Annotated in this window: 8 protein-coding genes and 1 pseudogene; all 9 read right to left on the bottom strand. The window is 55.3% G+C overall.

Translation table 11 applies throughout. The annotated features are described in order from the left end of the window. Window positions 1–116 precede the first annotated feature (116 nt). The 9 genes and pseudogenes from EKM86_RS11705 to EKM86_RS11665 all read right to left on the bottom strand — a co-directional run bounded on the left by EKM86_RS11705 (window position 117) and on the right by EKM86_RS11665 (window position 12,525). Window positions 117–1,073 carry a LacI family DNA-binding transcriptional regulator gene (locus EKM86_RS11705; protein ID WP_125758232.1) on the bottom strand — a complete coding sequence of 319 codons (957 nt, stop codon included), beginning with the start codon at window positions 1,071–1,073 and terminating at the stop codon, window positions 117–119. 179 nt (window positions 1,074–1,252) lie between these two features. Beyond that, the gene (locus EKM86_RS11700; protein ID WP_125758230.1) at window positions 1,253–2,110 is read right to left on the bottom strand and encodes a sugar ABC transporter permease; all 858 of its coding nucleotides are present in this window, start codon (window positions 2,108–2,110) and stop codon (window positions 1,253–1,255) included. Window positions 2,111–2,114: 4 nt separating this feature from the next. After that, window positions 2,115–3,473, bottom strand: a complete 1,359-nt coding sequence (locus EKM86_RS11695; protein ID WP_125758228.1) for a carbohydrate ABC transporter permease — start codon at window positions 3,471–3,473, stop codon at window positions 2,115–2,117. Window positions 3,474–3,534: 61 nt separating this feature from the next. Further along, on the bottom strand, window positions 3,535–4,773 hold the full coding sequence (locus EKM86_RS11690) for an extracellular solute-binding protein (protein ID WP_125758227.1): 1,239 nt from the start codon (window positions 4,771–4,773) through the stop codon (window positions 3,535–3,537). A 162-nt stretch (window positions 4,774–4,935) separates the two neighbouring features. Beyond that, entirely contained in the window at window positions 4,936–6,063 is a 1,128-nt protein-coding gene (locus EKM86_RS11685; protein WP_125758226.1) for an ABC transporter ATP-binding protein, read from the bottom strand. Window positions 6,064–6,069: 6 nt separating this feature from the next. Then, a complete protein-coding gene (pgmB, locus tag EKM86_RS11680; RefSeq protein ID WP_125758225.1) occupies window positions 6,070–6,750 on the bottom strand; it encodes a beta-phosphoglucomutase in 681 nt (226 codons plus the stop codon). Further along, a pseudogene (locus EKM86_RS11675) lies at window positions 6,711–9,004 on the bottom strand (glycoside hydrolase family 65 protein). Before EKM86_RS11675 ends, pgmB begins: the two are co-directional and overlap by 40 nt. Window positions 9,005–9,115: 111 nt before the next feature. Then, window positions 9,116–10,858, bottom strand: a complete 1,743-nt coding sequence (locus EKM86_RS11670; protein WP_125758223.1) for a glycoside hydrolase family 13 protein — start codon at window positions 10,856–10,858, stop codon at window positions 9,116–9,118. Beyond that, complete coding sequence (locus tag EKM86_RS11665; protein WP_125758221.1) at window positions 10,858–12,525, bottom strand: alpha-glucosidase; 1,668 nt, start codon at window positions 12,523–12,525, stop codon at window positions 10,858–10,860. Before EKM86_RS11665 ends, EKM86_RS11670 begins: the two co-directional genes overlap by 1 nt. Between the last annotated feature and the right edge of the window lie 184 nt (window positions 12,526–12,709).

Here is a 12,709-nt window from a genome sequence, read left to right as displayed (position 1 = left end):
TCATTTGACTCCACCCGCACAGCGGGTGGTTTTGAGCCTCGCGCGTCTCCGCGCGAGCCCGGCTAAAGCCTCTATAAAAAAATCCGTAACGGCCACCGCCGCTACGGATAAACTAATTAATCACGCGTGCTGCCACGTGTAACTAATTCTGGCGTCACCAGGACCTCGCCCTGTTGCGCGCCGCTTTGCGCCAATTTCTGCAGCAGCATGCGAGCCAGCAGCTCACCCAGCTGCTGAACCGGCTGCTTCACCGTGGTCAGTTGCGGGTTCGCGACCTGATCGAGAAAGACCCCGTCGAACCCGATAATGCCAAAATCGCGGGGCACGTTGCCGCCGTTTTCGAGAATGCCGCGCTCCACGCCCACCGCGATGCGATCAGACGCGCAAATAAAGCAGGTGTCCGGCGCAAACTTGTGCCAGTTATCGGTGATAAAGGCCTGAGACACGTGCGAGTGATTCGCCAGCCGGTAAATCTGCGGGATCTTTTGGTGTTGCTGGAGGGTGTTGATGTACCCCGCCTCTCTTGAGTACTCAAAGGACTCTTTCACGTCCAGCCCGATGAAGACGATCGATTGATAATTCTTGGCCAAGGCGTAATTCGTTGCCAAGGCCGTACCAGCCTTATTGTCGCTGTCGATGTAATCAAAACCGTAACGATTCTCACCGAAAATGACGAACGGCTGGGTCAGCTGTTCGATCAGCGGAATATCCTTGGCCCGCTCACCAGTCACGATGAACCCATCGGCCCGGTTTCCCCCAGTGAGGTGCGCTCGGTCGGTGACCAGCTGAAGCGCATAGCCTTGTTTATCCAGCCCCTTGGCAATACCAAAAATCAGGCTCATGTAATACGGCTCCGTTGTATCAATGTCTTCCAGGATCACCACTTTGATGACGTTCGTGCGATTATTGGCCAGAGCCTTGGCTGCTGAGTTGGGATGATAATTTAACGCCGTCATTGCCTCTTCGACCAGACACCGCAATTCCGGCGTCACCTGCTCTGGATGATTGATCACTCGCGAAACAGTCATTTTAGACACATTCGCCTGTTTTGCGACATCTGACAAAGTAACCATGACGACCCTCCTGAAGATTCACCACTGATTTGTACTACTCATTTTACACCAACTCAGACAGCGCCTCACGCGGCGGCCGGACAACTAAAGGGACCTGACCGTTACCAGTCAGATCCCTTCCGGTTGGAGGCCGAAGCCGAGTTCAGACACTCACCAGCGCTTAAACGACGCTGGATCCATTAACCTTTGTCCGCCCCGGCAGTGATCCCGTTGACATAGAACTTCTGCATGATCACGAACAAAATGGTGATTGGAACCGCGATCATGACACACCCGGCGATAAACTGGGTGAAGAACGTGGTTGAGGTGCCCTTGGCATTGTGCAGCATGTTATAAAGCCCGTACGCGATCGTGTAGTTCTTCGGGTTGCCCGAAGAAGACAGGATGATCCCGGAGAAAATGAAGTCGACCCATGGGGCAATGAACGTGGTCAAAGCCGTGTAAACGATCATCGGCTTGGACAGCGGCAGCCCAATATGCAGGAAAACCTGCCACCTGGTCGCGCCATCCATCTCTGCGGCCTCATCGATCGACCGCGGAATGGTGTCAAAGAACCCTTTTGCGATGTAGAAGGAAAGTCCCGCACCGCCGACATAGACCATCGTCAGCCCCGCAAGGTTCAGCATGTTGAAGCTCTTTAGAATGTAGTACAAGGCAATCATCGACATGAACCCAGGGAACATCCCCAGAATCAACGCGATCTGCAAGAACTTCTTGCGAAAAGCGAAGCGAAGCCGCGACAGGGTGTAGGCAACGGAAATCGTGATGAAGGTCGATAAAATCATCGACACCGTGGACACGAGCAGTGTGTTACGCATCCAGTCCAGGAACGGGTACTGCTTGTTCAGCAGCATCCCCGTGTAATTACTCAGCGTGAATTTCTCGGGCCAAATGGTCGACACGAACCCGGTATCGTTGTACGAGAGACTCGCCAAAATGATCCAAACAATGGGAAACAACCACACGACCACCAACACGGCCAGCAGAACGTAACGGAGGCTCAGCGAAAGGCGCCGCTGTGCTTTGTATGATTTCATGATCTCAGCCCTCCTTGAAAGCGTTCGTCCGCCGGTAAGCAAACAGTGAGAATACCGCACTGATGATGAAGATCAGGATTCCTAAGACCGCCGAAGCGTTGTACCGCTGCGTCTGGCCAAAGGTCAAGTTGTACAACCAGGTCACCAGCAAATCGGTATCACCAGCCCCACTGTAGTTGTTATTCATCGGGTAACCCCCGGTCAACAGGTAAATGACGTTGAAGTTGTTGATATTGCCAATGAACTGCTGGATTAGCGATGGTGCCATCACGAACAAGATCTGCGGGAAGGTGATCGACTTGAAGACCTGGAACGGGTTAGCGCCGTCCATCCGGGCCGCCTCGATCTGATCTTCCGGCAAGTTCTGAATGATCGCCGTGGACACCAGCATTGAAACTGGAATCCCGACCCACATGTTGACGACGATCACCGTGATCCGGGCCACCAGCGGATTAGCAGAGGCCCCAATAAAGTTGATTGGCTTGGCGATCCAGTGCCAGGATAACAGCAGGTTGTTCAGTGGCCCCTGAAGGTCAAGAAATTGTGCCATCATCAGCAGGGAAACAAACTGCGGGACCGCGTACACAATGATGAACATGGTGCGCCAGAAGGCCTTGTGCTTGATCCCCTTGGATTCGATCAGCATCGCCAGCAGGACGCCGAAGAAGAACGTCGTCGCCGTCGCACACACCGCCCAAATTAAAGTCCAGCCGAGCACGGGGAAAAACGTTCCGGCCAAATCACCAGAAAGCACGTTGTGAAAGGCTTGGAACCCAGTCCAGGAGAAGCCGATCGAATGGTGGGAATCATAGTTCGTGAACGCCATTGAGATCATATACACCGTGGGCAGGATAGTGAACGCCACGATCCCAATAATCGGGATCGTCAGCAGGACACTGTGCAGCCGCTCGTCGAGCAACGACGCCAATTCCTCACCGTTGGTTTCAATGTGACCGTGGTCCCGGTTTAACACATATAACTTCCGGGTCGAACGCAGGTTGACCCAGTACAGACCCACCATCGCGATCAGCAAGATCACCGCCAGCACCCCGAAAAGTAGGATCACAACGGAATTGTCCGGCAGCTTGGTTAAATAGACCCCTTGCGACTGATCAAAAACGACCTTCTTGGTCTTGAGCGTCCCCAGGTTGCTCAGCATGCTGAGCGAGGAAATGCCGCTGAAAACCAGCCAAATCAGAAAGGCCACTTCTGTGATCAGGAACGCTGCCCCTTTGACCCACTGGCGATTCTTCAGCGCCGATGCACCCATGACAAAGAATGAGAGCTTTGTCGTCCAATCGCCCTTGCGCCAGACTTCCCGATAAGTTGCTGCCGGTGGGAGTTTATTTTTTCTCCTGAACATACGCTACCTTCTCCTTTACGTACAAAGATTGGTCAAGCTCAACCATCAGAACGTTCAACGCCTAGTTGGCTTTAGAAACGGCATTGTGGAATGAAGTCAGCTTCGTCATGTAGTCGGCAGGCTTGATCGAACCGCTGTAAGCACCGTTGATCAGTGGCGCGGCTTGATCCCAAAGCGTCGCAATTTCAGGCATCTTCGGCATCAATGTGGAGTGACCTGGCTGCGACATCGTCTTGACGGCGACAGCCACTGGATTCTTCTTGAATGTTGCAGTCTGCTGGGCTGACTTATCAACTGGGATCTGACCCTGATCTTTGTAAATGACCAGCTGCGATGCTTTGTTGGTAATGTACTGAGCCAGCGTGGCTGCGGCTTTTTGGTTCTTGGTGGCAGTGTGAGAGTTGACCGCAAAGGTTTCAATCCCCAGGAAGGCCTGCATTTGAACTTTCTTGCCGCCAATCGTGATGGTTGGGTACGGCGCAACGCCGAAGTTCTTGCCCAACAGTTTCTTGATGTTCACAGCGTCCCAAGGGCCGTCGAGAATCGCACCGGCCTTGCCAGACTTGAGCTGGTTGAGCACGCTAGAGGTCTGCATGACGCCTTTGTTGTTCTTTTGCGCGGCGTACCATTCCATCGCGTTGACCCCTTCTTGGGTGTTGACGTTGGTCCCCTTCAGATCCTCGCCGCTCTTCCCGTACATGTAAGTGCCGGCCGACAGGAAGATCGGGTAAACGTTATAAGGAACCGTGAAGTCCGTTGCCACAACGCTCTTCGCCGTCATGGTGTCCCAGTCTTTGACGTCTTCGGCGCTCAGCTTAGACTTGTTGTAGTACAAGGTCTGTGCCTGCATCGCAAACGGAAAGGCGTAAAGCTTGTTCTTCCAGGTGACGCCTTTAACGGCGCTATCAACGTTATCCTGCTTGATGGTCTTGGTGGCATCTGGAGAAAGCGGGTTGATGTAGCCGGCAGAAGCCATTTGACCCAGTTGGTCATTTGGCACTTCAAACACGTCTGCGGCCTTCGAAGGATCCTTAGCCACATCAGTCTTCGCGTTCGAGGACCCGTTAGGACTCTGGGTCACTTTGACCTTCACATCTGGGTACTTCTTGTTGAAATCCTTCACGATTGACTTGTAGGAGCTGACCTGCGTGTTGTCGACCCAAAGCTTGACCGAACCGGACACGCCATTTTTGCCTGAACTACTGCTTGAGGAGCCGGAACCAGAATTGCCGCAAGCAGCCAGAACCGTTGCTGAAAGTAGTGCAGTGCTGCCTAAAGCAAATTTCTGCCATAATTTCATGATGTTATTCCTCCCAAAAAATGTTTTATAAGAACATGAAACCTAAATTAATAACGAAGGTCGACATGCAGGCGGTTTTGCCACCTGCAAGAAAACTGACTGCCGCGACCCAATCGGTGTCTGTTGACACCCAGTCCGCCGGCGCGGCACGCCGAACTCACATTAGCCCTCTAACGGCACCGGGTCCTTCGTGATCGCCATCTCCGTGTCCTTGTCAAAGAAGTGGGCCTTGTTGACGTCAAATCCCATTTTGACTGCGTCGCCAGGACTGTGGAAATCGCGAGCGTTGACGTTGGCAATGTATTCGGTATCGTCAACTTTCAGGTAAAGCTGCTCCGTAGCGCCCAGCAGTTCGGAAACCGTGACTGTCGAATCGATCACGGCATCCGGCCAGGTATCCAAGAAGGCCTGCTCGGAGTGAATGTCTTCAGGCCGAATCCCAAAGATCAACTCCTTGCCGTCATAGCCCTGATCGTCCAAAATCTTCGCGCGGCCTTCCGGCACCTTGAGGGTCACGTGCTTACCGTCGGAAACCACGCCATTGTGATAGGTCATGTTGAAGAAGTTCATCGACGGCGAGCCCATGAAGCCCGCGACGAATTTGTTGCGAGGATTCTCGTATACCTGAGCCGGTGTCCCAATTTGCTGAACGTGGCCCACTGACATAACCACCACCCGGTCCGCCATCGTCATCGCCTCAGTTTGATCATGGGTGACGTAAATCGTGGTGGTGTTCAGGCGCTGGTGAAGCTTAGCAATTTCGGCTCGCATCGAGACCCGCAACTTGGCATCCAGGTTGGAAAGCGGCTCGTCCATCAGAAAGATTGGCGCATCCCGCACAATCGCCCGGCCAAGCGCGACCCGCTGGCGTTGGCCGCCGGAAAGCGCAGCCGGTTTGCGGTCAAGAAACGGCTGGAGGCCCAGAATCCCTGCTGCATTTTGAACCCGGTCATCAATGTCGGCTTTCTTGTAGTGCCGGAGCTTGAGCCCAAAGGCCATGTTGTCGTATACCGTCATGTGCGGGTACAGCGCGTAGTTTTGGAAGACCATGGCGATGTTGCGATCCTTGGGTGCCACGTCATTCATGACCTTGCCGGCGATTTTCAGCTCGCCTTTGCTGATGTCCTCCAGCCCCGCAATCATGCGCAAGGTCGTGGATTTCCCACACCCAGAAGGGCCAACAAACACGATGAACTCTTTGTCCTTGATGTGAAGGTCAAAATCCTCGACTGCATAATTTTCGCCGTCGTCGTATTTTTTATATAGGTGGTCCAGATCGATTTCAACCATTTGTCCTCATGCTTCCTTTCTTTCCAGCCACGTTGTATAGGCACGCTGAATATCCTCGAGCTTTAGCGCTGCCGTACTTGGCACAATGTAATCTGCCTGGTAGAGCACTGCCGGATCGCCGATCCCAACGGCGAACTGACCGGCTGCTTTGATTGCCGAAACGCCCACCGCAGCATCTTCAAACGCCGCAACTTCTGTGGTGTTCAGTTTGGCTAAGGCTTGCGCCCGTTCGTAAATCTCAGGATCAGGCTTGCCGCGGTGCAGGGTGGCTGGATCCACGATCCCGTCAAACTGCTCGGCCAGCCCGAGGCGGGTTAAGATCACCGGGGCGTTGCGCGAGGCCGAGGCGATCACCATCGTGAGGTGTGCAGCCTTTGCTGCCGCGAGCAAGTCACTGATGCCGGGCAGAATGTCTGCCGGGGTCATCGCCTCGATCAGGTGCAGATACATCTGATTCTTGGTCTTAGCGAAGGCAGCCTTTTGCGCGCTGGTGTAGCGATTCTCCTGGTGTCCGTAACTGAGAACCAGATTCAATGAATCCAGCCGTGAGCGCCCCCGCAGCTGCTGATTGGCCTCTGGCGGCAGCGTAATATTGAGATCTGTTGCCAGCTGGTTCCAGGCCTGCAGGTGATACTTGGCGGAATCAGTCAGCACCCCATCAAGATCAAACAACAATCCCTTAAGCATGGGTTGCCTCCTTCACCAGATGAACCGTATGCCCATCGACTTCAATGTCGAGAGGGGCGCCAGTCAGCAGCGTGACCAACGTTTTTTGGCCAACGTCGACGGCCAGCAGCCGGCCGCGGTAGTTGAGCTTGAAACTGTAATGCGACCACTGCTTGGGCAAGAACGGCTTGAAGCGCAACTGATCGTGGTCGTACCGCATCCCCGCAAAGCCCTGGACAATGGCGAGCCACGAACCGGTCATGGACGTAATGTGAAGCCCATCGGCCGTGTCGTTATTGTAATTGTCAAGGTCCAGCCGCGCGGTCCGCCGGTACAACTCAACGGCCTTTTCCTGCTTGCCCAGCTCCGCCGCCAAAATGGCGTGGATCGAAGCCGACAGTGAACTTTCGTGCACCGTGAGCGGCTCGTAGAAATCGAAGTTGCGCTCCTTTTGGGCCCGCGTGAAGCGGTCATTCAAGAAGTAGATGCCTTGCAAAACATCCGCCTGCTTGATGTAGGGGCTGCGCAGGATGTGATCCCAAGACCAGTGCTGATTGATGGGGCGCTGATCTTCTGGAATAGCGCTGGCCGGCTGCAGGTCCTTGTCCAGGAAGGTATCGTTTTGAACGAAGATGCCGAGCTGCTTGTCGACCGGGTAGTACATCCGATCGATGATGTCCTGCCAGTGCGCCTTCTCCTCGGCGGTGACACCAAGGGCCTTGACCACCGTCGAATCGGCCTTCGGCAGCCGAGCCAACGTGTACTCGAGCACCCAGGCGGCCATCGTATTGGTGTACCAGTTGTTGTTGACGTTGTTTTCGTATTCGTTCGGGCCGGTCACGCCGTGAATCATGTACTGGCCTTTGCGCTTTGAGAAGTGGACCCGATCGGCCCAGAAGCGACTGATCCCGACCAACACTTCCATCCCGTCGTGGTTCACGTAACTCTCGTCGCCGGTGTAGGCAGTGTACTGGTAAATCGCAAACGCGACTGCCGCGTTGCGATGAATCTCCTCGAAGGTGATCTCCCATTCGTTGTGGCACTCAATGCCGTTGAAGGTCACCATGGGGAACAGCGCCCCCTTAAGGCCTTGCTGCTGGGCGTTGTGGTAAGCGCCGGCCAACTGATCATGCCGGTATTCCAGCAGCGCCCGGGTCACATCCGGCGGCGTCACCGCCAGATACATCGGCACGACATAGGCTTCAGTGTCCCAATACGTCGCGCCGCCGTACTTCTCACCGGTGAAGCCCTTGGGGCCGACATTCAGCCGCTTGTCTTCGCCGTAATACGTCATGAACAGCTGCGCGATGTTGAAGCGAATCCCTTGCTGAGCTGCCGCATCACCGTCGATCACCACGTCGCTTTGCGCCCACCGGCGGGCCCAGATGGCCGTGTGACTGGCCAGGCGCTGATCAAATGAGGCAGTTTGCAACTGCGTCATCAAGGCACTTGCGATTTGTGGCTGCTTTTCCGGGGTCACGTCGCGGCTGGTCACCACAATCACGTCTTTTTCTACCGTGAGACTTTGGCCGGCATTAAGTGTGGCGGTCAAATGGGCGGTTGCTTGACCACTCGCTGTTTCATTACTGGTTTGAGCATTCTGGCCGTTGACCCGCAGTGCTTGTTTCAGCAGCACGGTGAAGCGCGGCACCTGGTAAGGGTTCGCCTTCGTGATCAGCTGAATGCTTTGAGCCTGCGCATCTTCCGCAACCGGCTGCCAGAAGCGCTCATCGTAGTTGCTGTCTTCGTTGCTGACGTTCCCGTCAAGCGTGGCAGCAAAGGCGATGGTGGCGTGGCCGCTGAGGACTTGGGCGCGGACTTCGATCAGGGCTGCTTCTTTAATTTCGTTGGACAAAAAGCGGCGAAAAGTGAGTTGAACGGTCGCGCCTTGGGCTTCGTAAATGAACGTCCGCGTCAGCAGTCCTTGATGCATGTCTAAGGCAATGCGGAAGTCGTGAAACTTGCCAGTCGCCAGATCGACGGCTTCACCATTAATACGCATCCCAATGCCGATGAAGCTCGGCGCGTTGATCGCCTTGCCAAAGTATTGGGGGTAACCGTTTTTCCACCAGCCGACGCGCGTCTTGTCTGGAAACCACACGCCGCCTAGATAAGTCCCCTGCAAGTGGTCGCCGGAGTAGCCTTCTTCAAAATTACCTCGCATCCCCATGTAGCCATTGCCGATCGCCGTTAAGCTTTCCTGCAGGCGCATTTCCTGCGGATGGAGTTCGTGGCTTTGAACCAGCCACGGGTCAATTTCAAAAATCCGTTTCATCATTTATATCCCCAATTGCACCGCCGAGGCGGTTCACTGATTTACAACTTGATTATCTCGTGGTGAAAGCGTTTTTAATAGGCCGAATATTCTGTTACCGCTATCAAGATCTCACAACACCACCAGCGCAAACCCCTTAGGTGCCAGCTGACCGTCCTGATAGGCCTGAGCCAAAGCCGCGTCGACGGTCAAGGCAACGGGCTGGTCGGTCGTGTTGAAGTACCCCTCGATGTGCGCCCCACCGTTCCTGGCCACTTTGATCAGCCCGCTCGGCGTCACGGTCAGGCGGGTCGTGCCTGTGCCGAGCGTTTCGGCGTACTGCCGGCGAAAGGCGATCAGCGCATGAACCCGCTGCCAAACCGGCCCGTTGAGTTTGGACCAGTCCATTGGGCGCCGGCAGTCGGGATCATTTTCACCGGCCATGCCCATTTCTGTGCCGTAGTAGATGCACGGCATGCCGGTTTGCGTGAAGGTGAAGGCCAAAGCCTGCATGGCCAGGTCTTCATCCCCGTGCGCCACGGTCAAAAGCCGCGCGGTGTCGTGAGAATCCAGCATGTTCAGCATCACTTGATCATTTTGCGGCCGGTACATCATCAGCTGGTCAGTCAACAGCGCGACCAGGCTCTCGGCATCCAGCTTGTGGGTCAGAAAATGATCCTCGATTTGCTCGGTGTAGGCGTAGTTCATGACCCCGGAGAACTGATCCCCATTCAGCCACGGCTGGCTGGAATGCCACACCTCGCCGATGATCAGAAAGTCCTTCTTGGCCTGTTGCGTCGCCTGGTAGAACCGCTTCCAGAAGTGGTGATCGACCTCGTTGGCCACGTCCAGCCGCCAAGCGTCGATGTCGAACGTCTTGATCCAGTAGGTCGCCACGTTCAGCAGATAATCCTGCACTTCCGGATTGGCAGTGTTGAGCTTGGGCATGTGCGGCTCGAAGGCAAAGGTCTCATACTGCGGCGCTTTCGCTCCTTGGTTAGGGTCGTTGAAAGGCGTCAGTGGATAAGAATTGATGTGGAACCAGGAAGCAAACCGCGACTTTTCACCATTTTTCAGGACGTCCTGCCACTGCAGGCTGCGCTCGCCAATGTGGTTAAAGACGGCGTCCAGCATCACTTTCATCCCGCGCTTATGGGCCTCAGCAACCAGCTTGGCAAACAGCGCCTTGTCGCCGAAGTCCGGGTCGATGTCAAAGTAATCAATGGTGTCGTACTTATGATTCGAAGCTGCCGTGAACAACGGGCAAAAATACAGCCCGTTGACCCCCAGCGCCTGCAGGTCGTCCAAGTGGTCAAGCACCCCCTGGAGATCCCCGCCGTAATAGTCCTCGCGACCCGGGTGATCAGCCGGCCGCCATGGCTTGGTGCCAGCCGGGTCATTGTGCTTATCCCCATTGGCAAACCGTTCAGGGAAAATCTGATACCAAACCGTCTCCTTGGCCCAATCAGGGGTCTTCACCCGGTCAAGCTCGTGAAAGTAGGGCATCCGAAAAACATTTTCCGTGCGGTTGGCCGGGGTATCCTCGCGCAGGCCCCGATCCGAATACAGAACCGTGGTCCCATCTGCGCCTTCAACCAAAAACTGATATTGCAACCGCGAATACGGCATCCGCAGATCAACGGACCAGTAGTCCTCAGTTTGGCCCGTCCCGATTTTGCGCATGGCCAGCGTTTGGTACCGCCAAACCGGCTTGTTCGTCGCCGGATCAAGCACCGTCAGGTAGGGATCCCCATAGATTAAAGTGACCTTGGCCACATCGTCCTTGGCGGTGTGAAAGTGCAACGTCAACAACCCCTTGGTGTACAGGTAGCAATCTTCACTTTCCGGCCGGTGCCGGAGTGCTGCAGTATTCATTATGCTTGATCTCCTTCATTATTGATTAGAACCGCGCCCGTATATGGGGCAAGCGTCAATTGATTGCCGTTCAGCTTTGCCGAACCGGCAGTTAAGCTTAAGTGATAGTCGCCGCTGGGCAGTGTCATTGTGGCTGCACGGCCGCTCAGCGCCACCGCCACGAGCGCGCGCGCAGCCCCCAGCGTCCGCTGGTACACGTACAGGTCTGCCGATGTCGTCAGCATTAAATAATCGCCATCTTGAAACACCGGGCGCTTCTTCAACGTGATCAGCTGCTGATAAAACTGGAGCATGCTTCCGGCCTTTCCGGCTTGTTCAGCGACGCTGGTGTCTTCTGCCGCGCGCCCGGTCAGCCAAGGTGTGGCTGGCGAAAAGCCGTGATGTGCGGTCTGGTCCCAGGGCATGGGCCCTCGGGCAGGCAGCTTGTGCGTTTGTGACACCAGCTTTAAGGCCGCAGCTTCGGTCATGCCAGCCGCCTTTGCCTGCGCCACAAACGGGGCCACTGTTTGATCATGAAAGGCGGCGACCGAATCAAATTCAAGATTCTGCAGTCCCAGTTCATCGCCGTAGTAAATCACCGGAATGCCGCGCTGCAGATACATGAGCAGCGCCAGTGACCGCGCCTGGGTGTCATTTTTCGCAATACGCGTGCGCAGCCGGGCCAAGTCGTGGTTACTCCACCATAACGTCGGCGGCGCCACCTGGCTCAAAGTTTGCTGCCAAATGAGCTGGTGCTGCTTGAACGCGGCAAAATCCAGCGGCTTGGGCTGAAACGCGGCGGGCAGCCGAGGATCCGGGTGCGATTCGTCATCCGTGAAGTAGCGAAACGTGATCACCGAATCCATCAAGCCATTGTGCGGCGCGGTGTAATCAACCGCCAAATGCGGATCTGCAGATGAAGCCTCACCCAGCAAAAACACATCGGGGTAATCGCTGCGAAGCCGCTGGCAAAACGGCCTGAGCCATTCTTGGACCTGAGGCAGGTTGGCGAAGAATGGCTCCGCGACAACCGGATCATCATTGTCCGCCGGAAAATCCTGATGCAGATTGGCCTTGGCAATGTGGATGAACGCATCCAGCCGCAGCCCGTCGATCCCCTTGGCCAGCCAAAACTCAGCAACGTCGCCCATGGCCTGACGAACTTCGGGATTGGCCCAGTTGAGGTCCGGCATACGCTTGTCAAACAAGTGGAAATAGGACTGCCCGGTGCCTGCCGGGTCCGGCTCCCAGACCGAGCCGCCAAAAAAGCTGCCCCAGTTATTCGGCCGCCGCCCGTCTTTGCCGTCAAAGATGTAGTAATCGCGGTAAATGCTGTGCGGGTCGCGAATCGCGTCCTGAAACCACGGGTGCTGATCAGACGTGTGATTAAGCACAAAATCCAGCAGCACGCGAATGCCTGCGCGATGAAACGCCGCAATCAGCGCCTCCATGTCCGCCATGGTCCCCATCCGTTTGTCGATGGCGTAGTAATTGGCCACGTCGTACCCGTTATCCACTTGGGGCGATACAAACAGCGGATTCAGCCACACCGTGTTGATCCCAAGCGCCTGAAGGTAGGGAATCCGACTCTCGATGCCTTTCAAATCCCCGATGCCGTCGCCGTTGCTGTCTTGAAACGACTTGGGGTAGATCTGATAAATGATTGCGTGCTCATACCAAGCGCCCATATTCACCCTTCCTTTCGCTTCTCAGCTTAGGGGATGAGGCCAGCTGCAGACAAGCATTAAGGCGATGTTACCGCTATCAAAAACCGGTTCCACCCGATTTTGCCCACACAAAATCTACTAAGCTTAGAGGCGTACACAAGACTCGACGGAGTCTGTGTACGCCTCTATTACTTTATAGTGGTAG

Origin of the sequence: Lacticaseibacillus hegangensis (assembly GCF_003946465.1) — a bacterium.
GTDB lineage: Bacteria > Bacillota > Bacilli > Lactobacillales > Lactobacillaceae > Lacticaseibacillus > Lacticaseibacillus hegangensis.
The sequence above is the reverse complement of the archived record's forward strand: the minus strand, read 5'-3'. Positions and strand labels throughout refer to the sequence as shown.

What these genes read in the sequence shown, in the direction of transcription:
- EKM86_RS11670 (WP_125758223.1), bottom strand. Translation starts at nt 10,858, where the DNA reads ATGAATACTGCAGCACTCCGGCACCGGCCGGAAAGTGAAGATTGCTAC.
- pgmB (WP_125758225.1), bottom strand. Translation starts at nt 6,750, where the DNA reads ATGCTTAAGGGATTGTTGTTTGATCTTGATGGGGTGCTGACTGATTCC.
- EKM86_RS11695 (WP_125758228.1), bottom strand. Translation starts at nt 3,473, where the DNA reads ATGTTCAGGAGAAAAAATAAACTCCCACCGGCAGCAACTTATCGGGAA.
- EKM86_RS11665 (WP_125758221.1), bottom strand. Translation starts at nt 12,525, where the DNA reads ATGGGCGCTTGGTATGAGCACGCAATCATTTATCAGATCTACCCCAAG.
- EKM86_RS11685 (WP_125758226.1), bottom strand. Translation starts at nt 6,063, where the DNA reads ATGGTTGAAATCGATCTGGACCACCTATATAAAAAATACGACGACGGC.
- EKM86_RS11705 (WP_125758232.1), bottom strand. Translation starts at nt 1,073, where the DNA reads ATGGTTACTTTGTCAGATGTCGCAAAACAGGCGAATGTGTCTAAAATG.
- EKM86_RS11700 (WP_125758230.1), bottom strand. Translation starts at nt 2,110, where the DNA reads ATGAAATCATACAAAGCACAGCGGCGCCTTTCGCTGAGCCTCCGTTAC.
- EKM86_RS11690 (WP_125758227.1), bottom strand. Translation starts at nt 4,773, where the DNA reads ATGAAATTATGGCAGAAATTTGCTTTAGGCAGCACTGCACTACTTTCA.